We start from the raw sequence: 20,310 nt of genomic DNA on the forward strand, positions 1-20,310 counted from the left end.
TGAGTTGCTTATGAGTACCATTCCGCTGACCAAACGTGGCGCCGAGCTCCTGAAAGAGGAACTGCATCGGCTCAAATCGGTAGAACGTCCGTCGGTGATCAATTCGATCTCCGAGGCACGCGCACAGGGCGATCTATCTGAAAATGCCGAGTACGATGCCGCCAAGGAGAAACAGGCTTTTGTCGAAGGCCGCATCATCGAGCTCGAGGGCAAGCTGTCAGTTGCTCAGATCATCGATCCGTCCACGGTCGATGCCGATGGCCGTGTCGTGTTCGGCGCGACGGTCGACCTGGCAGACCTGGATACTGGCGACAAGGTCACCTATCAGATCGTCGGCGACGACGAGGCCGATCTCGAACATGGGCTGGTTTCTGTCAGCTCGCCGATTGCACGGGCGTTGATCGGCAAGTCGGAAGGCGATATTGCGGCGGTCCAGGCTCCGAGCGGCGTGCGTGAGTATGAGATCGTCGAAGTCCGGTATTCCTGAGCGCGTGTAGAACCGATGCCGCATCGTCTGTTCCGTCTATTGGCCACGATCTGGGTGGGTAGCCAGCTAACCGTCGGCTATCTGGTCGCGCCGGTCCTGTTCAGCACGCTTGAACGCGGCAGTGCAGGGCAGTTGGCCGGCCATATGTTCTACCTGGAGGCATTGCTGGGGGCCGCGATCGGGGTGTTGATGCTGGCGCTCGGCAATTATATGGTCCGGCGCGGGGATGTCGCTTATCGACGCCTGCGGTGGCCTCTGTTGGGCATGCTGTTGTGCACGCTGATAGGGTATTTCGCGTTGGCGCCGTTTATGAGTGCCGCGCTCACCGATGCTGCGAGGGCGGGCACCGATATCGGGCATTCGGCTTATGCGGCGCGATTCGGCCTGCTGCACGGGGTTTCGAGCGTGCTTTATGGGCTGGAAAGCCTGTTCGGCATCGTCTTGGTGTGGCGTTTGCCGTTTTCGTCGCGCGTATTTTAGGACGTTAGGCGGCGGGACTGGGCAGACCGGGTTGGCCCGCGCGGGTTGGCGGGGGTGGGCCCGAACCCGCGCGAACCCGCCGCTTTACTTCGTGCCCTGATGCTGGCGCTTCGCGCTGGCCTGACGTACTTTGGCGCGTTTGACCGTGCCGCCTGCCGTCATGCGCTCATTGCCGCGAACCAGCACTTTGACCGGCTTCGGACGACGCGACGCCGAAGCGTTCGCCTTGATGATCTTGACCACCCGGGGAGCGCGGCCTTTGGCCGGAGTGCCGGATTCCGTACCCGATAGGGCGCGGCCGGCGCTGGGCAATTCGGCATGCGCTTCGGGCGCCGGGCGATACACCACCAGCAGTTTGCCGATGTGTTGCACGGGCGAGGCCTTCAGCCGTTCGCAGATGCTTTCGTAGATGGCAACGCGCGCGTCGCGGTCATCGCCGAATACGCGAATCTTGATCAGCTCATGCGCGGTCAGATTGCGTTCGGTTTCGGCCAATACCGCATCGGTCAGACCGTCGGCGCCGATAATGACGACGGGTTTGAGCGCATGGGCTTGAGCGCGCAGGGCGGTGCGCTGCGCGGCGGAAAGGGAGACTGCGGCTTTGGCTGGCATTAAGGAACTCTGAACTCAACAAAAATACGGGGCGCGGTAGCTGCCGGTCTGGCACGGTCTGTATCAGTAACAGTTAAGCGTGGCAGCTAAACGTGGCAATAAAGCATAGCTGTAGCAACGTAGCAGTAAAAACCACGTCGCAGAAACCGGCGCAGGACCCACGGCAAGGGTAAGATCCGCAGATAGTGGATAATGGCCCCTGGCGAAATATCGGGGTCGTCAGCACAAGGCATAACCGACGCGCTCGACAGGCGCGACTTGCCAGTGCTTCTGACACATACAGCGGACCCACGATGGAAGTCCGCATTATCCGCCAAAAACGCAGGTTTTCAGTAAATTTAATGGCAAAAAACAGATTTAATCATTCCTGGCTGCACGATCACATCAACGATCCTTACGTCAAATTGGCGCAACGCGAGGGATATCGCGCACGCGCGGCATACAAACTCAAGGAAATCGACGAGCAGGACAAACTGATCAAACCGGGGCAGGCGATCGTCGATCTTGGCGCGGCGCCGGGTAGCTGGTCGCAATACGTGCGCAACAAACTTGCGCAGGGCGCACGCCGCGCAGACGGCTCGATCGACGGCTTCATTTTCGCGCTCGACCTATTGCCCATGGAGCCCATCGCCGATGTGCGGTTCATTCAAGGCGATTTTCGCGAAGAAGAAGTGTTCACCCAACTCGACGCATTGGTAGGCGCTCATCAAATAGACCTTGTACTTTCGGACATGGCCCCCAACCTATCGGGTGTGGCAACCGCGGATTCTGCTCGTATGGAGCATCTGTGCGATTTGGCGCTGGAGTTCGCCGCGCAGCATTTGAAACCCGAGGGCGCTTTACTCGTCAAATGTTTTCACGGCAGCGGCTATAGCCAAATCGTTGAAAAATTCAAAAAGCAGTTCAAGATCGTAGCGTCTCGCAAGCCCAAGGCGTCGCGCGATAAATCGGCAGAGACATTTATCCTGGGGCGCGTGTTGAAAGCGCAGAGTTGAAAACAAACGTGCGTTCCGGTTAGTCCGGGCGCGCGTGGAAGTCCCGGGTCGTTCGGGTTTGTCCGAGTTTGTCTATTCCCGCCTTAGTTATTCACTATAGCAGGGGCATGCGGACTGGATTAGAATGGATTATTGGCACGCAAAGGCCTGCAATATTTGTGAAGGAGTGTTGCTTTGAACAACAATATGCTTTCTAAGGCAGCGGTGTGGTTGGTGATCGCACTGGTGCTGTTTACGGTGTTCAAGCAGTTTGATAAGCCGCGCGTGCAGGAAGGCGTTACGTATTCGCAATTCATGGATGACGCGAAGACGGGCAAAGTCAAGTCTGTGACGGTACAGGGACGTAACCTGACTGTCACACCAGCCGATGGCAACAAATATCAGATTGTCTCCCCAGGCGACATCTGGATGGTCGGCGATCTGATGAAGTACGGCGTACAGGTGAGCGGCAAGGCCGATGACGAACCCAACGCATTGATGTCGGCTCTGTATTACCTCGGGCCCACCGTGCTGATCATCGTCTTCTGGTTCTACATGATGCGACAGATGCAGGGCGGCGGCAAAGGCGGCGCGTTCTCGTTCGGGAAATCGCGCGCTCGCTTGATCGACGAAAACAACAACACGGTTAACTTCACCGATGTGGCGGGCTGCGACGAAGCGAAGGAGGAGGTCGCCGAGCTGGTCGATTTCCTGCGCGATCCGCAGAAATTCCAGAAGCTAGGCGGGCGAATTCCACGAGGGGTGCTGTTGGTCGGCCCTCCCGGTACAGGTAAAACGCTGCTCGCGCGCGCGATTGCGGGCGAAGCCAAGGTGCCTTTCTTCAGCATTTCCGGTTCGGACTTCGTTGAAATGTTCGTCGGTGTGGGCGCTGCGCGTGTGCGCGACATGTTCGAGCAAGCCAAGAAACACGCACCGTGTATCGTGTTTATCGATGAAATCGATGCTGTAGGCCGTCATCGCGGCGCCGGCATGGGCGGCGGTAACGACGAGCGCGAACAGACCTTGAACCAGATGCTGGTCGAGATGGACGGTTTCGAAGCGAACTCGGGCGTGATCGTGATTGCTGCGACCAACCGTTCGGACGTGCTGGATAAAGCATTGCTGCGTCCGGGCCGTTTCGATCGCCAGGTGTTCGTCGGTCTGCCCGATATTCGCGGTCGCGAGCACATCTTGAAGGTGCATATCCGCAAGGTGCCGATTTCGAACGACGTCGACGCATCGGTGGTGGCGCGCGGTACCCCCGGTTTCTCGGGCGCCGACTTGGCCAACCTCGTCAACGAGGCGGCATTGTTCGCGGCACGACGTGGCAAGCGCGTAGTGGAAATGCAGGATTTCGAAGACGCCAAGGACAAGATTTTCATGGGTCCGGAGCGCAAGTCGGCTGTGATGCGTGAAGAAGAGCGTCGCAATACGGCGTATCACGAGTCTGGACATGCGGTCGTAGCCAAGCTGCTGCCGCACGCCGATCCGGTCCACAAAGTCACCATTATGCCGCGTGGTTGGGCGTTGGGCGTGACGTGGCAGTTGCCGGAACACGACCGCGTCAACGCTTATCGCGACAAGATGCTCGAGGAAATCGCCATTCTTTTCGGCGGGCGTGCCGCGGAGGAAGTGTTTCTGAATTCGATGTCCACGGGGGCTTCGAACGACTTTGAACGCGCCACCAAAATGGCGCGTGACATGGTGACGCGTTACGGCATGTCGGATGTGCTGGGCACCATGGTGTACGTGGATACCGAGCAAGACGGAATGTTCGGACGCATGTCGTCCAAAACAGTGTCCGAAGCGACCCAGCAAAAGGTGGATGCCGAGATTCGTCGCATTCTTGACGAACAGTACGGACATGCACGTGGCCTGCTCGAAGCGAATCGCGATAAGGTCGAAGCGATGACCAAGGCGCTGCTCGAATGGGAAACGCTGGACGCGAATCAGCTCGACGACATCATGGCGGGCAACCCGCCGCGTCCGCCCAAGGTTTCGACCCAGACCAACACGGCAACGAACGATACGCCTCCTGGCGGGGGAACGCCGGCCACGGACGTCAAGCCGGCGAGCACAACCGCCGCCGCCTAAGGGCGCAGTCGGCTCGGGAAACAAGCGTAGTGCAAGCAGGCAACAAACGGGCTGGTGCCATCACACCAGCCCGTTTTTTTATGATCATTCCCGAATTTTTCCTGATTGGACAGTCGTTCACGTGAAGCCATCCTCCGCTCCTCCCGTCGCGAATGCTGTCGGCAGCAAGCCCGGCGGCAAAACCGCGAGCAAAGTCACCAACAAAGCCACCAGCGAAGCTGCCGTCGACGTCGCCGGCACCTTTCAGTGTGGCCGCTACCGGTTCACACTGGATCGCCCGCTGGTCATGGGCATTTTGAACGTAACCCCGGATTCTTTCTCCGATGGCGGCCGTTTTCTGGCGCGCGACGCGGCGCTGCGCCAAGCCGAGCAGATGCTGTGCGAGCAGGTGGATTTGATCGACATCGGGGGCGAATCGAGCCGGCCTGGCGCAACCGCGTTGCCGCTACAGCAGGAACTGGACCGTGTGATACCGCTGATCGACGCCTTGCGCGACTGCGGCGTGCCGCTCTCGGTCGATACCTACAAGCCCGCTGTGATGCAGGCAGCGCTGACCGCTGGCGCCGACCTGATCAACGACATTTATGGTTTTCGCCAGCCAGGCGCCGTGCAAGCGGTGGCCGACGCGAACTGCGGTTTGTGCGTGATGCATATGGCGGGCGACCCGCGCAACATGCAGGAACAGCCGGAATACGACGATGTGGTGGTTGCGGTACGCGATTTTCTCGCGCAGCGCGTAGCGGCGCTGGAGCAGGCGGGCGTTGTGCGCGCGCGCATCAGTGTTGATCCGGGCTTTGGCTTTGGCAAGAGCGTCGCGCATAATTACGCCTTGCTCGCACATTTGAGTGATCTGGCCCCGACCGACGTGCCGCTGCTTGCCGGTATCTCGCGCAAATCGATGCTGGGCGCCGTGACCGGGCGGGCGGTTGCCGCCGAGCGCGTTGCCGCCAGCGTTGCCGCGGCCGTGTGTGCCGCGGAGCGTGGCGCGAAGCTGCTCAGAGTTCACGATGTCGCGGCCACGGTCGACGCATTGAAGGTTTGGCAGGCGGTAAGGGCGGCGCAGGGCGGTCATCAGTAGACATTCGGTAGACATTCTTAGACCAAGCCGGGGCGAGACTCGACGCAACGCAACGCGACTCGACACACCCGGCACAACACAGGAAGAACACGATGAGTCGTCGTTATTTTGGTACGGATGGCATACGCGGTCGGGTAGGCGATGCACCGATCACGCCCGATTTCGTCCTGCGTCTGGGTTATGCGGCCGGCAAGGTCTTGGCCGGAGCTGATCTGCGCAAAGGTGGCCAGCGCCCCACGGTACTGATCGGCAAGGACACGCGCGTGTCCGGCTATATGCTCGAGGCCGCGCTGGAAAGCGGGTTTTCTGCAGCCGGAGTCGACGTCATGCTGGCTGGCCCGATGCCCACTCCGGGCGTCGCGTACCTGACGCGGGCGTTGCGCCTGGCAGCGGGCGTGGTGATCAGCGCGTCGCACAATCCTTACTACGACAATGGCATCAAATTCTTTTCCGCCGACGGCAATAAATTGCCCGACGAAGTCGAAACCGAAATCGAGCAGCAACTGGACGAGCCTATGGTCTGCTCGGCGTCCGAGCAGCTCGGCAAGGCCCGACGGCTCGACGATGCGGCGGGGCGTTATATCGAATTTTGCAAAAGTACGTTCCCAGGCAATTTCGACCTGCGCGGCCTGAAACTCGTGATCGACTGCGCCCACGGCGCCGCCTACGACATCGCTCCCCACGTATTTCACGAGTTGGGCGCCGACGTGATTCCGATTGGCAATCAGCCCAACGGCTTCAATATCAACGATGGCTTCGGCGCAACCGCGCCGGACGCACTGGCGCTGGCTGTGCGCGCCAACCACGCCGACCTCGGTATCGCGCTGGACGGCGATGCCGACCGGCTGCAGGTGATCGATGCGCAGGGGCGCTTATACAATGGCGACGAGCTTCTTTACGTACTGGTGCGCGACCGCCTCTTGACCGACGGCAAAGTGGCGGGCGCGGTCGGCACCCTGATGACGAATATGGCGGTCGAAGTCGCGCTCAAAAAGCTCGGCGTGGGTTTCGTGCGTGCGGCGGTCGGCGACCGTTACGTGCTGGAGCAACTGCGCGAGCGAGGCTGGCAGTTGGGCGCCGAAGGCTCGGGGCATATTCTCTCGCTGGATCGGCATACCACGGGCGACGGCATCGTTTCGGCGCTGCTGGTGCTGGCCGCGATCAAGCGCTCCGGCCAGCAGCTCGACGAGATTCTCGACGGACTCACGCTGTTTCCGCAAAAACTCATCAATGTGCGCATGCAGCCCAACGCCAATTGGAAAGACAGCGCGGCGATCCAAACCGCCATCGCACAAGCGGAATCCGAGCTCGAAGGCAGCGGGCGCGTACTGATCCGGGCGTCGGGTACGGAGCCGGTGCTGCGCGTGATGGTCGAGGCGAGCAGCGAGAAAGCGGCGAAACATCATTCGGAAACCATTGCCAAAGTCGTGCGGGAGGCGACCGCCTGACGGGGCAGACGGGGCAGACGGGGCAGACAGGGGTTGACGGGTAGGGATTAGATACGGCCATGCAACATATGACGAAAGCGTGTCAGTAATATAATTGACATGCTAAGGGGCTGATTGTCACGAGAGTGTCATTTTCAAACCCTAAGCTTCGTGTCGAAATCTCGAATAATAATTTCCTGTCAACGCACGATGGAGTACACATGAATCTGATGAAAACGACGATCGCCGGCATCGCTGGTGCAATGATGAGCACGGCGGTTTTCGCCGCCAACATCACCGGCGCTGGTAGCACGTTCGCCGCTCCGATTTATTCGAAATGGGCTGATTCGTATCAGAAGGCTGGCGGCGGTCAGGTCAACTATCAAGGCATCGGCTCGGCTGGTGGGATCAAGCAAATTCTGGCCAAGACGGTGGATTTCGCCGGCTCGGATATGCCCCTGAAAGACGATGAGCTGGCTAAAGACGGCCTGCTGCAATTCCCGACGGTAGTCGGCGGCGTGTTGCCGGTGGTGAACCTGCCGGGTATCAACCCGGGCCAGCTCGTACTGAACGGCCAAGTGCTGGGCGATATCTATCTGGGCAAGATCACGAAATGGAATGACCCGGCGCTCGTCAAACTGAACCCGGGCCTCAAGCTCCCGGATACGGATATCGCGGTGGTGCGCCGTGCCGACGGTTCGGGCACCAGCTTCATTTGGACCAACTATTTGTCGAAAGTGAACGACGAATGGAAGACCAAGGTTGGCGAAGGCACCACGGTTAACTGGCCGGTTGGTACGGGCGGCAAGGGTAACGACGGCGTTGCTGCTTTCGTGCAGCGTCTGCCGGGCGCCATCGGCTACGTGGAATCGGCTTACGTCAAGCAAAACAAGATGACCTATGCCGACATGATCAACGCCGCGGGTACCAAGGTAACGCCAGATACCGATACGTTCAAAGCGGCTGCTGCGGGCGCTGAATGGTCGAAGTCGTTTTACCAGATCCTGACCAACGAGCCGAGCAAGCAAGCATGGCCGATCGTGGGCGCGACGTTCGTGCTGCTGTACAACACGCAAGACAAGCCGGACCAAGGCACGGAGACGCTGAAGTTCTTCGACTGGGCGCTGCAAAAGGGCTCGGCCCAAGCGGTTGCACTCGACTACATTCCGCTGCCGGAATCGGTCGTGAACCAGATCCGCGCGAAGTGGAAGGCCAATATCAAGGATGCATCGGGTAAGGCACTGACGCAGTAAGCAGCACACGTAGCGAAAGTAGCAATCACAAGCGACGACGCTCCGCGGCGTTGCTTGGACGTTCAGCGCCACGGCGCGCGCCGTGGTGCTGAACGAATCGATGTTAACGATGTTTCATGGTGCGTGCCCGCGGGTGTCCGTAGGTTCGCATCGTGCATCACTTGCAACAGGCTGATATGTCTGACCTCAATCTCCCAGTGAATCAGGCCGGCGCAGTGTCGCGGCGCAGGCCCAATCGTGGCGCGGACGTGGTCTTCGGGACCCTCGCGCGTCTTGCTGCACTGGTCACGCTGTTATTGCTGGGCGGCATTATCCTGTCGCTGGTCTATGCCTCCTTCCCCACGCTGAAACAATTCGGCTTGGGGTTTTTGTGGCATAGCGAGTGGGATCCTCCTTCCGACAAGTTTGGCGCATTGGTGCCCATCTACGGCACTATCGTCACCTCGGTCATCGCCTTGCTCATCGCTGTCCCGGTCAGTTTCGGGATCGCCTTGTTTCTTACCGAACTCGCGCCTGCCTGGTTGCGTCGTCCGCTGGGCACGGCCATAGAATTGCTCGCCGCAGTGCCGTCCATCGTCTACGGCATGTGGGGGCTGCTGGTGTTTTCGCCGATTTTTGCGAGCTACGTCGAAAAGCCGTTGGGCCATGTGCTCGGGCCGATCCCGATTATCGGTGCGCTTTTCTCCGGGCCACCGATCGGCATCGGCTTGCTGATCGCGGGCATTATCCTCGCGATCATGATCATCCCTTACGTCGCGGCGGTCATGCGCGATGTGTTTGAAGTCACGCCGGTGCTGCTCAAGGAGTCGGCCTACGGGATCGGCTGCACCACCTGGGAAGTGATGTGGAAAGTGGTGTTGCCCTATACCAAGTCGGGCGTGATGGGCGGCGTGATGCTGGGCCTGGGCCGTGCGCTGGGCGAGACGATGGCGGTGACCTTCGTGATCGGCAACACCAACTTGCTTAACGACGTCTCGCTATTCTCCCCGGGCAACAGCATTACCTCGGCGCTCGCCAACGAATTCGGCGAAGCGAGCCCGGGCTTGCATACGTCGGCGTTGATGGAGCTGGGCTTGATACTGTTCGTGATCACCTTCATCGTACTGGCGCTGTCCAAGCTGATGTTGCTGCGTCTGGAAAAAAATGAGGGTGGAAAATGACCAACCCCGTGAGTAACCAGACTATGGAATTGCGTTCCGCCATGCCGCACGACGACCGTGACGCGGTCAAGCGACGCATGCAGCGCAGCCGGCGCCGCAAAAACGCGATTGCGCTGACGCTCTCGCTCGCGGCGATGGCCTTCGGCCTGTTGTGGCTGATCTGGATCTTGTGGACCACGATCACGCTGGGCATCGGCGGCATGTCGATGGATCTGTTCACCCAGTCCACGCCGGCGCCGGGCGCCGACGATGGCGGCTTGGCCAACGCGATTGCCGGTAGCTTCATGATGGTCGGCTTGGCTACCGTGTTCGGCGCGCCGCTGGGCGTCATGGCCGGAGTCTATCTTGCCGAATACGGCCACGGGCGTTGGCTCGCCAGCATCACGCGCTTTATCAACGACATTTTGCTGTCGGCGCCGTCGATCGTAATCGGCTTGTTCGTCTATACGGTGGTGGTGGCGCAGGCGGGTAAATTCAGCGGCTGGGCGGGCGTGGTGGCCCTGGCCTTGCTGGAAATTCCGATCGTGATACGCACCACCGAAAACATGCTGAAACTGGTGCCCAATGCATTGCGGGAAGCCGCGTTCGCACTCGGCACGCCAAAATGGAAAGTGGTTGCGGCCATCACGTTAAAGGCATCGATCGGCGGCATCATGACGGGCGTACTGCTGGCCATCGCCCGGATTGCCGGCGAAACTGCGCCGTTGTTGTTCACGGCTCTGTCGAACCAGTTTTTCAGTCTCAATTTGAGCGAGCCTATCGCCAATTTGCCGGTCACCATCTACAAGTTTGCCTTGAGTCCCTATCCGCATTGGCAGCAATTGGCCTGGGCTGGGGTGTTCCTGATCACGGTGGGCGTACTGGGACTGAACATCCTGGCGCGCGTAATTTTTTCCAAGAAATGAGAGGCGCCACAAGATGAGTTTCGCGCAAAATGCCTTCGTGGCGCAGCCCCGTAACTTGCATGCCGAGTCCCTGATGGATCAGAAACCAAAAATCGAGGTGAATAACCTCAACTTCTTCTACGGCAAGTACCACGCCTTGAAGAATATCAATTTGCGGATTCCGGAAAGCAAGGTCACCGCATTCATCGGCCCGTCCGGTTGCGGCAAGTCCACCTTGTTGCGCACCTTCAACAAGATGTACGCGCTCTACCCGGAGCAGCGCGCCGAAGGCGAAATCATGATGGACGGCGAGAACCTGCTCGACACCACTCAGGATATCTCGCTGCTGCGCGCGCGCGTGGGCATGGTGTTCCAGAAGCCGACACCGTTCCCGATGTCGATCTACGACAACATCGCATTCGGCGTGCGCATGTTCGAAAACCTGTCGCGCTCGGAAATGGACGACCGGGTGGAATGGGCGTTGACCAAGGCCGCGCTCTGGACCGAGGCGAAGGACAAGTTGCAGCAAAGCGGCTACGGCCTCTCGGGTGGCCAGCAGCAGCGCTTGTGTATCGCCCGCGGTATCGCGATTCGCCCCGAAGTGCTGTTGCTTGACGAACCGTGCTCGGCGCTGGACCCGATTTCGACCGGGCGGATCGAGGAGCTGATCGCCGAGTTGAAAGATGAATACACGGTGGTGATCGTCACACACAACATGCAGCAAGCAGCGCGCTGCTCGGACTACACTGCGTATATGTATCTGGGCGAACTGATCGAGTTCGGCGAAACCGAAAAGATCTTTATTAAACCGGTTCGCAAAGAAACCGAAGATTACATTACTGGACGCTTTGGTTAAGCGCCTGACCACTAGATAGGAGCGCATCCATGTCCGATAAACATTTGTCCAGCCAGTTCGACGCAGACCTGAACGCCATTAGTTCCAAGGTGCTCGAAATGGGAGGGTTGGTAGAGTCGCAGATTATTACTGCGATGCAGGCGCTGAACCGCTTCGACGTGGAAATTGCTGACCGCGTGATCGAGGCCGAGCATCGTCTGAACCTGATGGAAGTCCAGATCGACGAAGAGTGCAGCAACATCATCGCGCGCCGCCAGCCCGCCGCGCGCGATCTGCGCTTGCTGATGGCGTTTTCGAAAGCCGTCGCCAATCTCGAACGTGCCGGCGACGAAGCCGAGAAAATCGCCAAGCGGACCAAGCGCATCCTCGAAGATGGCAATGCCCGCACGGTCAATATCACCGAGATCAAGATGTCGGGCGAGATGGCCGTCAATCTGCTGCGCCACGCGCTCGATGCGCTGGCTCGGCTCGACACGGTGGCCGCAGCCCAGATCATGCGGGACGACAAGGCGATCGATGAGGAATTTCGCGCGTTCGTGCGCAAATTGGTCACCTACATGATGGAAGATCCGCGCACGATTTCGGTCGGGCTCGATTATCTGTTTATCGCCAAAGCCATCGAACGGATCGGCGACCACGCGAAAAATCTCGCAGAGCTGATCATTTATATCGTCAAGGGTATCGATGTGCGTCACGTTCCACGCGACCAGCTAGAACGCGAAGCGCTTGGTTAAATCCACTTTTTAAAGAGAAGATATCGAGGTGCCAATGCCCAGCAGTATTCTCGTCGTCGAAGACGAGCCAGCGATATCCGAATTGATTTCGGTCAATCTCCAGCACGCGGGGCACTGTGCAATCCGCGCGTACAACGCCGAACAAGCGCAAAGCTTGATCAGCGATGTCCTGCCGGACCTCGTGTTGCTCGATTGGATGCTGCCAGGTAAGTCGGGCATCAACTTTGCGCGCGATTTGCGCACCAACGAGCGGACCAAGCACATCCCCATCATCATGCTGACTGCGCGTGGCGATGAACAGGATAAAGTGCTGGGGCTGGAAATCGGCGCCGACGACTACGTCACCAAGCCGTTCTCGCCCAAAGAGCTGATGGCGCGCATCAAGGCCGTGCTGCGCCGTCGTGCGCCGCAACTGACCGAAGACGTGGTGGCCATCAACGGCTTGCGGCTCGATCCGGCCACGCATCGGGTGGCGGCTCAGCACTCGGGCGAAGAGATCAAACTGGAACTCGGTCCGACCGAATTCCGCCTGCTGCATTTCTTCATGACACACCCCGAGCGGGTGCACAGCCGCACCCAGTTGCTCGATCAGGTCTGGGGCGATCACGTGTTCGTCGAAGAGCGTACGGTGGACGTGCATATCAAGCGTCTGCGTGCTTCGCTTAAACCGGCCGGCCGCGATGCTATGATCGAAACGGTGCGGGGTAGCGGCTACCGGTTGGCAAAAGCGAGCTGATGGGCCGGCGAGAGGGGCGGCCGGAACGCGGGGCAGCTACCGAAACTCGTCACTGACAATTCGACGTCGACGATTCGACGCCGAAATAAAATTGCCGTACTTTTCGCCTGTTCCGGGCTCATTGCCATGAATATAATTTGGGCGCGCTCGATAGCGTCCTTGCTCCTGCTCACACTACTGGCGGCGCTGACCACGGTGATCACCGGTAGCGTCAAGCTGGGCCTGGGCTTTGCGGTACTGGTGCTGTCTATCAACACGCTGTTCAATACCTTCCATGCGCAGCGCCTGTGGCGCCTGCTCGAAGCACCGGTATACGGCGAAGTGCCGGACGCACCCGGCATCTGGGGCGAAATCTACTACCGCCTGCACAAGTTGGCCAAACGCTGGCATGCACAGGTGCGTCAAGTCGAGCAGCAGCACTCGCGCTTTATCCAGGCCATGCAGGCTTCGCCCTACGGCGTGGTGATGCTCGACGACACCAACCAGATCGAATGGTGCAACGCGCTGGCCGAATTGCACTTCGGACTCGACGCGCGCCGCGATGTGCGTCAGCAAATCACGCATCTGGTCCGGCAGCCGCAATTCGTACGCTATCTGGGGAACCGGCGCTTTGACGACGCGCTGCGCATGCAGGGCATGGGCGCGAAGCGGCAGTACGTGCTGGGGTTGCAGGTGGTGCCTTATGGCGATCACCGCAAGCTGCTGCTCACACAGGACATTACCGAGCTGGAACGCACCGATGCCATGCGGCGCGATTTTGTCGCCAATGTTTCACACGAATTGAAGACGCCGCTAACGGTGCTCTCGGGCTTTCTGGAAACGATGCGCGAGTTGCCGCTGGACGAAGCGGAGCGGGCTCGCTATCTCGATATCATGCAGCAACAGGCCGGGCGGATGCAGTACATCGTCAGCGATTTGCTGGTGCTGGCCAAGCTCGAAGGCGATGCCCGGCCGCCGCAAGATGCGACGATCAACATGCCCGCGGTCTTGAGCCATCTGCGCGAAGACCTGAAGGTGCTGTCGGACGGCGCGCATCGCCTCAGCTTCGAGGTCGACGAGACAATCACGCTGTTGGGCGCGGAATCCGAGATCATGTCGGCCCTTGGCAACTTGATCAGCAATGCGGTGCGTTATACCCCGGCGGGCGGCCAGATCAGCGTGAGCTGGAAGGACGAGCACGGATGCGCGGAGTTCAGCGTACGCGACACCGGAATCGGTATCCCTTCGGAACACATTCCGCGCCTGACCGAGCGTTTCTATCGGGTAGACGGCAGCCGTTCACGCGACACCGGCGGCACCGGGCTAGGCCTGGCGATCGTCAAACATGTGCTGCAGCGCCACGAGGCGCATCTGAACGTGACCAGCGAAGAAGGGCGGGGTAGCGAATTCACGGTACGATTCCCGCCGCACCGCACGGTGCACCTGGAGACCGCGGCGGTCAGCGAGGTTTGATTGGGGCACCGGCGCAGGGCACCCGCACGGAGCACCGGCGTGGCACCTGCGCGGGGTGGCGAAGCCCACTCCCTATCTAACTACAGAATTTCGCCAGCAGCCCTAACTGTGCATTGCGCGAGCTCTTGCCCGAACGCCGGCGTTGATAGTGACCGTCCCTTTGCATCAACCACGCGGCCTGATTGTCCCCGAGCAGCGCCGACAAGCCCTCCGCGATCACGCGACGCTTGAGGCGACGGTCCAGCACCGGGAACGCCACCTCGATGCGGCGGAACAGATTGCGGTCCATCCAGTCGGCGCTGGACAGGTAGACGTTCTCACTGCCATCGGCGTAAAAATAATAGATACGGTGATGTTCGAGAAACCGTCCCACGACTGAGCGTACCGTGATGTTCTCCGACAAACCGGGCACGCCCGGTTGCAGCGCGCACACGCCCCGCACGATCAAGTCGATCTGGACGCCAGCCTGCGACGCTTCGTATAGCTGCGCAATCACGGTCGGCTCGAGCAGCGCGTTCATCTTGGCGACGATGCGGGCTCGCTTGCCGGCACGTGCATTCGCCACTTCCGCCTCGATCGCCTCGCCCAGTTTCACGTGCAGCGTGAACGGCGACTGCCAGAGCCTGCTGAGTTGCAACTGTCCGCCGATGCCGGTCAGTTGCTGGAATACGCGATGGACGTCCTCACACATCTGCGGTTCGGACGTCATCAGGCCGAAATCGGTATAGAGGCGAGCGGTGCGCGGATGATAATTGCCGGTGCCCAGATGCACATAGCGGCGCAATTGCGCGCGGCCGTCGCGCTCCGTACGGCGCACGATCAGCATCATCTTCGCGTGGCATTTGTGGCCGACCACGCCATAGACGACGTGCGCGCCGACCGCTTCGAGCTGCGATGCCCAATTGATATTCGTTTCTTCGTCGAAGCGCGCGAGCAACTCGACCACCACCGTGACTTCCTTGCCGTTGCGTGCCGCTTGCATCAGCGCGTCCATCAGCGGCGAATCGGTGCCGGTGCGATAGATGGTCTGCTTGATGGCGACCACGTTGGGATCCTTGGCCGCTTGCAGCAACAACTCCAGTACCGGTTGAAAGCTCTCGTAAGGGTGATGCAGCAGGATATCGCCCTGGTCGATCGTCTCGAACATGGACGGATTGTTTTCCAGCTTCTGCGGCATGGCCGGCGCATGGGGAATGAATTTCAGGTCGGGCCGGTCGACCATTTCCGGCAGCGACATCAAGCGCACCAGATTCACCGGGCCGTCGACCCGATAGCAATCGCGCTCGCTCAGCCCGCTTTCGTCGAGCAAACGGCGCACCAGGTGCGGTGGCGTGGTGGCCGACACTTCCAGCCGCACCGCGTTGCCGAGATGGCGGGCCGGCAACTCGCCTTGAAGCGCGACCCGCAGGTTGGTAATTTCGTCCTCGTCGACGAATAACTCGCTGTTGCGCGTGATCCGGAATTGCGTGCAACCGCGTACGGTCAGCCCCGGAAACAATTCGCCGACAAAGTGCTGCATGAACGACGACAGCAGCACGAAGCCGTGCGGATAACCGGACATGGCCTCGGGCATGCGCACCAGGCGCGGCAACGCCCGCGGCGCCTGCACGATGCCCATGATGGCCTTGCGCCCGAATGCGTCGCTGCCCTCAAGTTCGACCACGAAGTTCAGGCTCTTGTTCAGCACGCGTGGGAACGGGTGCGCCGGATCGAGGCCGATCGGCGTGAGCACCGGCAGGACTTCGTTCAGGAAATAGTCACGCGCCCATTCGGTCTGCGCGGGGTTCCACGAGTCGGCCATGTGGAAAAAGATGCCTTCCTCCTCGAGCGCCGGAAACACGATGTCCTGCAGTACCGAATACTGCTTCTGGACATTCTTGTGGGCCCGGTCGACCACCAGCGCATACACCTGCTGCAGCGACATGCCGTCGGGCGAGAGCGCGCCTGGGTTATCGCGCATCTGCTCCTGGATTCCGGCCATACGGACTTCAAAGAATTCGTCGAGGTTGCTGCTGGTGATGCAGATAAAACGCAGCCGCTCAAGTAATGGAACCGCGGGGTCGCCGGCTTGTGCGAGCACACGTTCATTGAAGCTCAGAATGCCGAGCTCGCGGTTCAACAGAGGATATTGCATCGATAGGGCAGGATAAGATGGATTTTCGGTAGGGTGCACGGACATTCTCACAGTATCATTACGCGTGCACGACACTTATAGTGTCACAAAATTTTCCCTCAATGAAGATAGCGTTTGGAGCAGCTTTATGTTCCGCTTCGCCTAACGTGACATCTCTCTCTCAGGCGTATGGTCAATCATCCAAAACTTCTCGCGGCCGTCGACTTGGGCTCCAACAGCTTCCGCTTGATCGTGGGTCGTGTCGAAGACACGGCCAGCGGTAGCCAGATCTATCCCGTCGATGCGCTGCGCGAGCCGGTACGCCTTGGAGCGGGGCTGTCGAGGGACAAGTATCTCGATCGGGCTTCGCAGGCACGCGGCTGGTCGGCCCTGAAGCGCTTCGGTGAACGGCTGCGCGATTTTCACCCCGATCATGTGCGCGCCGTGGCAACCAACACGCTGCGCGTGGCCAAGAATGCGGCCGATTTTCTCGGTGAGGCGGAAAACGCGCTGGGGTTTCCGATCGAAGTGATAGCCGGGCGCGAGGAAGCGCGCCTGATCTACGCCGGGGCGGCGCATTCTGTGCCGGCCAACGCCGGGCAGCGCTTGGTGGTCGATATCGGCGGTGGCTCGACCGAATTCATCATCGGCTTGGGCTACGATCCCTTGATCATGGAAAGCCTTTACATCGGCTGTGTCAGCCACAGCCGACAATTCTTCCCGAGCGGCAACGTCGACGAATACACGATGCGCCAGGCCGAACTGGCGGCAAGCCGGGAAATCCAGATCATCTCCAGCCAATTTCGCTTGGCCGGCTGGGATCAGGCGATTGGCTCCTCGGGCACCGCGCGCGCACTGGCCGAGTTGCTCGAGGCGAACAACCTCAACGACTCGGGCGTCACGCACGGCATTACGCGTGGCGGCTTGGAGCGCCTGAAGCGTGCGCTGATCAAGGCGGAGAACGCCAATCGGCTGAAGCTGGTGGCGCTCAAGGGCGACCGCATTCCGGTGCTGCCCGGTGGCTTGTCCATCATGCTGGCGGTATTCAATGAGCTTGGCATCGATTACGCGGACACCACCGATGGCGCCTTGCGTCTTGGGGTGCTGTACGACTTGCTCGGCCGTTCGCATCATGAAGATATGCGCGCGGTCACGGTCGAGGGGTTCATGCGGCGTTACAGCGTGGACCGTGCTCAGGCAGACCGGATCGGCCAGTTGGCGGTTGGCTTTTACGCCCAACTCGAACCCGAACCGAGCCAGGCGCGTGACGAAGCTAATACCTTTCTGGGCTGGGCCGCCTCTTTGCATGAGATCGGCCTGACCATTTCGCACAGCGCCTACCATAAGCATTCCGCCTACATCGCCAGCAATGCCGATATGCCCGGCTTTTCACGCACCGACCAGGCGCGCCTGGCCATGCTGGTGCTGGGGCACGCCGGCAAGCTGGGTAAGCTGGCCCAGGCCCGCGATGTCGAATGGCGCTTGTTGTTCTGTCTGCGGCTGGCGGTATTGCTGTGCCGTCGCCGTGCCGTGTTGGATTTGCCGACGATCACGCTGACCGATACCGACGGCTACGGCGTGCGCTTGCCCAAGGCCTGGGTCGACGAGAACCCGCTCACCGACTACAGCCTGATCCAGGAGGCGGCCGAATGGGCCAAGCTGGGCAACGCGTATCGGGTGGTCTACACCGAGGATTGATGGGGGCGTACGACCGCGTCGCCCAGAAAATGACGGGCATAACGATCGTTGATGTCAGAGAGGCGGAACAGCGTCAGGAAGTCCGCCACATTGAAGTCAGGATCCCAGGCCGGTGCGCCGCAAATCTTGGCGCCCAGGCGCAAGTAGCCTTTGACCAGCGGCGGTGGGGCCGCGTGAGCGCCCGTGGCAAGTTCGTCCACCGGCAAGGGCGTATGCGGGAAGGCATGATACTCGGGGGCGACCATCGCCTGCTCACGCAGCGTGCAATAGAGGTTGGCCGCGTAATGACCGCCATCGCCCATTGGAACGCTTGCGCAGCCCAGCATCGTTTCATAGCCATGCTGCATCATGTAGCCGGCCAACCCGCCCCACAACGACATGATCACCGAGCCGCTGCGGTAGTCGGGGTGCACGCAGGAGCGGCCCACCTCGACCATTTTGTCGCGTAGATGCGCGAGGCGGCTGATATCGAATTCGCTCTCGGCGTAGAGTTTGCCGATGCGAGCCGCCTGATGGGGCGGCAGCACGCGATACGTGCCCACGACTTTGAGCGTGTTGGCGTCGCGTACCAGCAGGTGATCGCAATAGGCGTCGAACGCGTCCACATCGAGGCCGGACGGCCCGTTCAGATGAGCGCCCATTTCTTCGGCGAAGACGCGGTAACGCAAGCGCTGGGCCTCACGCAGCTCTTCGTCGCTGCGCGCCCATGCCACACTGAGATTGAAGTTCTGAACGCTTTCTTCGTGACGCGGAAGGCGCTTCTGGGACTTAAACGAAATCGACGCTAAAGGCAGGGTCGGATTCGGCAATTCACGCATGGCAGATGTCCTGTCTGAAATTACAAATTATTTTCAGACACTGTAGAAATCTGCGATTACGTCGGCATGACGATATCGTTACGATTGAATGACAATCACAGTCCGGACACGATGGGAGGAGGGGCGACTTCAGCCTGCGGCTTGGAGATGGGGCTCATTGACGTGCTCAGGGAAGTGCTCAAGGACGCGACCTAAGCCAGATCGGGATTGACCACCGCGCGCAGCACGACTTGAGATTCGTCCTCGCGGCGTCGGCTAGACAGCCACCAGATGCCGCCTTTGCGCACGGTCCAGTTAGCCTCGCTGCCTGAGAGCAACAGGCTGGCCACCCGCCCGAGCGTGGGCTGATGGCCGACGACGATCACGGTGTCGGCGCCATCCACGCTGTTGTCGGGCCAGCCGACGGCAGCCAGTACCGTTGCAACATCCGCGCCGGGAGACAGTTCGCGCACAATTCGATAGTGCTCGGACAGCGCCTGTGCGGTTTGCACGGTTCGCACCGCGGGGCTTGCCAGTACCACGGTGGATTTATCGACGCGCTGTGTCAGCCACTGCGCCATGTGGGCAGCCTGCTTGCGGCCGCGCTGCGTCAGTGCACGGGTCAGATCGGCGCCGGTTTGTTCGTATGCACGCTCGGGCAGGTCCTCTGCATCAGCATGCCGCCAAAGAATCAGATTCATACGGCCTTCTATTAAATAAACTTTCGGACTATACGGGCTCGCCGTGTCAGCCCTATGTCAGCGCCGCTAGCCTGATTGGTGCGCTGCACAGTTAATTTGACTATCGACGCCCTCGATGTTACATTCTCGGGCTCGTCGGGGCGTAGCGCAGCCTGGTAGCGCATCTGGTTTGGGACCAGAGGGTCGCATGTTCGAATCATGTCGCCCCGACCAGGAACATAAGGGTTAGCCGGTTAAGAGCCGCTAACCTTTTTTTATTGGCTTATCGGTTTGTTGGTCTGTTGGGTCTGCGCCATTGGGCCTGCTGACGAAGCACCCACTCAGGCTAGTCAACGTTCCGATCTTCTCGCTCCATGTTACTCGGACCCAGCGCCGAGAACGATCGCAAAAAACGCCTCCCCCAGATGCTCGCGCAAGCAAAGCCCCGTCCCTGTCATTCGATATGGGACGGCGGTTGTTTGCATAACTGAGCAAAAGTTCCCGTTAACGCAGCTTTCCCTACAAAGAAAATGCGCGCGACGCGATAGTGGACTTTCCTGTGTTGTAAATTTGTAACAGGCCATAATGTTGTCATCCTATCGTTTTTGGCTTCCGGGATTACCCGAAGATGCCGCCTTTACGGTAAGGAGCACGATTTTTACACTCTGGCCGGAGTGCAATCCCATACACAACAGGCGTCTGCGCGGGCATCGTGTAAATGCTGCAGCGCAACTACGCCAAAAAAAATGGCCAGTCAACCGTCAGACACCTGAGTATCGCGTCAATTGCTGCCCT

Annotated in this window: 18 protein-coding genes and 1 tRNA gene; 15 read left to right on the forward strand and 4 right to left on the reverse strand. The window is 59.9% G+C overall.

From position 1 onward, the window contains the following. The first annotated feature begins 10 nt into the window (after positions 1 to 10). A complete protein-coding gene (greA, locus tag GSQ77_RS09520) occupies positions 11 to 487 on the forward strand; it encodes a transcription elongation factor GreA (RefSeq protein ID WP_158901400.1) in 477 nt (158 codons plus the stop codon). Between the two features lie 15 nt (positions 488 to 502). After that, positions 503 to 967: a DUF4149 domain-containing protein gene (locus GSQ77_RS09525; RefSeq protein WP_158901402.1), complete on the forward strand. Its 465-nt coding sequence runs from the start codon at positions 503 to 505 to the stop codon at positions 965 to 967. Between the two features lie 84 nt (positions 968 to 1,051). On the opposite strand, the gene GSQ77_RS09530 is transcribed toward GSQ77_RS09525, so the two are convergent. Continuing rightward, positions 1,052 to 1,579 carry a YhbY family RNA-binding protein gene (locus GSQ77_RS09530; RefSeq protein WP_158901404.1) on the reverse strand — a complete coding sequence of 176 codons (528 nt, stop codon included), beginning with the start codon at positions 1,577 to 1,579 and terminating at the stop codon, positions 1,052 to 1,054. 341 nt (positions 1,580 to 1,920) lie between these two features. On the opposite strand from GSQ77_RS09530, the gene GSQ77_RS09535 reads away from it, so the two are divergent. From GSQ77_RS09535 to phoR, 11 genes are all read left to right on the forward strand, one after another. Beyond that, entirely contained in the window at positions 1,921 to 2,574 is a 654-nt protein-coding gene (locus GSQ77_RS09535; RefSeq protein ID WP_158901406.1) for an RlmE family RNA methyltransferase, read from the forward strand. A gap of 174 nt (positions 2,575 to 2,748) precedes the next feature. Beyond that, positions 2,749 to 4,647 (forward strand): ATP-dependent zinc metalloprotease FtsH, encoded by a 1,899-nt coding sequence (gene ftsH, locus GSQ77_RS09540; protein WP_158901408.1) that lies wholly within the window; start codon positions 2,749 to 2,751, stop codon positions 4,645 to 4,647. A 286-nt stretch (positions 4,648 to 4,933) separates the two neighbouring features. Then, complete coding sequence (folP, locus tag GSQ77_RS09545; RefSeq protein WP_158902899.1) at positions 4,934 to 5,725, forward strand: dihydropteroate synthase; 792 nt, start codon at positions 4,934 to 4,936, stop codon at positions 5,723 to 5,725. A gap of 92 nt (positions 5,726 to 5,817) precedes the next feature. Beyond that, complete coding sequence (gene glmM / locus GSQ77_RS09550) at positions 5,818 to 7,173, forward strand: phosphoglucosamine mutase (protein WP_158901410.1); 1,356 nt, start codon at positions 5,818 to 5,820, stop codon at positions 7,171 to 7,173. A 200-nt stretch (positions 7,174 to 7,373) separates the two neighbouring features. Continuing rightward, positions 7,374 to 8,405 carry a phosphate ABC transporter substrate-binding protein PstS gene (gene pstS, locus GSQ77_RS09555; RefSeq protein ID WP_158901412.1) on the forward strand — a complete coding sequence of 344 codons (1,032 nt, stop codon included), beginning with the start codon at positions 7,374 to 7,376 and terminating at the stop codon, positions 8,403 to 8,405. 176 nt (positions 8,406 to 8,581) lie between these two features. Beyond that, positions 8,582 to 9,565, forward strand: a complete 984-nt coding sequence (gene pstC, locus GSQ77_RS09560; RefSeq protein WP_158901414.1) for a phosphate ABC transporter permease PstC — start codon at positions 8,582 to 8,584, stop codon at positions 9,563 to 9,565. 41 nt (positions 9,566 to 9,606) lie between these two features. Beyond that, complete coding sequence (pstA, locus tag GSQ77_RS09565) at positions 9,607 to 10,470, forward strand: phosphate ABC transporter permease PstA (protein ID WP_254067590.1); 864 nt, start codon at positions 9,607 to 9,609, stop codon at positions 10,468 to 10,470. A gap of 73 nt (positions 10,471 to 10,543) precedes the next feature. Next, positions 10,544 to 11,305 (forward strand): phosphate ABC transporter ATP-binding protein PstB, encoded by a 762-nt coding sequence (gene pstB, locus GSQ77_RS09570; protein WP_158902901.1) that lies wholly within the window; start codon positions 10,544 to 10,546, stop codon positions 11,303 to 11,305. A gap of 29 nt (positions 11,306 to 11,334) precedes the next feature. Further along, positions 11,335 to 12,039, forward strand: coding sequence for a phosphate signaling complex protein PhoU (phoU, locus tag GSQ77_RS09575; RefSeq protein WP_158901418.1), 705 nt, complete (start codon positions 11,335 to 11,337; stop codon positions 12,037 to 12,039). A gap of 34 nt (positions 12,040 to 12,073) precedes the next feature. Beyond that, entirely contained in the window at positions 12,074 to 12,775 is a 702-nt protein-coding gene (phoB, locus tag GSQ77_RS09580) for a phosphate regulon transcriptional regulator PhoB (protein ID WP_158901420.1), read from the forward strand. A 126-nt stretch (positions 12,776 to 12,901) separates the two neighbouring features. After that, on the forward strand, positions 12,902 to 14,227 hold the full coding sequence (phoR, locus tag GSQ77_RS09585; protein ID WP_158901422.1) for a phosphate regulon sensor histidine kinase PhoR: 1,326 nt from the start codon (positions 12,902 to 12,904) through the stop codon (positions 14,225 to 14,227). A gap of 76 nt (positions 14,228 to 14,303) precedes the next feature. Here phoR and ppk1 read toward each other — a convergent pair whose 3' ends face one another. Beyond that, a complete protein-coding gene (gene ppk1 / locus GSQ77_RS09590; protein ID WP_158901424.1) occupies positions 14,304 to 16,406 on the reverse strand; it encodes a polyphosphate kinase 1 in 2,103 nt (700 codons plus the stop codon). Between the two features lie 123 nt (positions 16,407 to 16,529). Between ppk1 and ppx the strand changes: the two genes are divergently transcribed. Then, entirely contained in the window at positions 16,530 to 18,038 is a 1,509-nt protein-coding gene (ppx, locus tag GSQ77_RS09595) for an exopolyphosphatase (protein ID WP_158901426.1), read from the forward strand. Here ppx and GSQ77_RS09600 read toward each other — a convergent pair. Together GSQ77_RS09600 and GSQ77_RS09605 are read right to left on the reverse strand one after the other, a co-directional pair. Further along, on the reverse strand, positions 18,023 to 18,856 hold the full coding sequence (locus GSQ77_RS09600; RefSeq protein ID WP_158901429.1) for a GNAT family N-acetyltransferase: 834 nt from the start codon (positions 18,854 to 18,856) through the stop codon (positions 18,023 to 18,025). The two genes, ppx and GSQ77_RS09600, sit on opposite strands and share 16 nt — an antisense overlap. Before the next feature lie 191 nt (positions 18,857 to 19,047). Continuing rightward, on the reverse strand, positions 19,048 to 19,536 hold the full coding sequence (locus tag GSQ77_RS09605) for a histidine phosphatase family protein (RefSeq protein WP_158901430.1): 489 nt from the start codon (positions 19,534 to 19,536) through the stop codon (positions 19,048 to 19,050). 136 nt (positions 19,537 to 19,672) lie between these two features. On the opposite strand from GSQ77_RS09605, the gene GSQ77_RS09610 reads away from it, so the two are divergent. Then, a tRNA-Pro gene (locus GSQ77_RS09610) sits at positions 19,673 to 19,749 on the forward strand. The last annotated feature ends 561 nt before the right edge of the window (positions 19,750 to 20,310 follow it).

Origin of the sequence: Burkholderia sp. L27(2015), assembly GCF_009765705.1 — a bacterium.
In the GTDB taxonomy this organism is placed as follows: domain Bacteria; phylum Pseudomonadota; class Gammaproteobacteria; order Burkholderiales; family Burkholderiaceae; genus LMUX01.

Coding starts and splice junctions, on each gene's coding strand:
- folP (WP_158902899.1), top strand. CDS start 4,934: ATGGGCATTTTGAACGTAACCCCGGATTCTTTCTCCGATGGCGGCCGT.
- pstC (WP_158901414.1), top strand. CDS start 8,582: ATGTCTGACCTCAATCTCCCAGTGAATCAGGCCGGCGCAGTGTCGCGG.
- phoU (WP_158901418.1), top strand. CDS start 11,335: ATGTCCGATAAACATTTGTCCAGCCAGTTCGACGCAGACCTGAACGCC.
- pstB (WP_158902901.1), top strand. CDS start 10,544: ATGGATCAGAAACCAAAAATCGAGGTGAATAACCTCAACTTCTTCTAC.
- GSQ77_RS09530 (WP_158901404.1), bottom strand. CDS start 1,579: ATGCCAGCCAAAGCCGCAGTCTCCCTTTCCGCCGCGCAGCGCACCGCC.
- greA (WP_158901400.1), top strand. CDS start 11: ATGAGTACCATTCCGCTGACCAAACGTGGCGCCGAGCTCCTGAAAGAG.
- GSQ77_RS09605 (WP_158901430.1), bottom strand. CDS start 19,536: ATGAATCTGATTCTTTGGCGGCATGCTGATGCAGAGGACCTGCCCGAG.
- GSQ77_RS09525 (WP_158901402.1), top strand. CDS start 503: ATGCCGCATCGTCTGTTCCGTCTATTGGCCACGATCTGGGTGGGTAGC.
- GSQ77_RS09535 (WP_158901406.1), top strand. CDS start 1,921: ATGGCAAAAAACAGATTTAATCATTCCTGGCTGCACGATCACATCAAC.
- ppk1 (WP_158901424.1), bottom strand. CDS start 16,406: ATGTCCGTGCACCCTACCGAAAATCCATCTTATCCTGCCCTATCGATG.
- phoR (WP_158901422.1), top strand. CDS start 12,902: ATGAATATAATTTGGGCGCGCTCGATAGCGTCCTTGCTCCTGCTCACA.
- pstA (WP_254067590.1), top strand. CDS start 9,607: ATGCCGCACGACGACCGTGACGCGGTCAAGCGACGCATGCAGCGCAGC.
- pstS (WP_158901412.1), top strand. CDS start 7,374: ATGAATCTGATGAAAACGACGATCGCCGGCATCGCTGGTGCAATGATG.
- GSQ77_RS09600 (WP_158901429.1), bottom strand. CDS start 18,856: ATGCGTGAATTGCCGAATCCGACCCTGCCTTTAGCGTCGATTTCGTTT.
- ppx (WP_158901426.1), top strand. CDS start 16,530: ATGGTCAATCATCCAAAACTTCTCGCGGCCGTCGACTTGGGCTCCAAC.
- glmM (WP_158901410.1), top strand. CDS start 5,818: ATGAGTCGTCGTTATTTTGGTACGGATGGCATACGCGGTCGGGTAGGC.
- phoB (WP_158901420.1), top strand. CDS start 12,074: ATGCCCAGCAGTATTCTCGTCGTCGAAGACGAGCCAGCGATATCCGAA.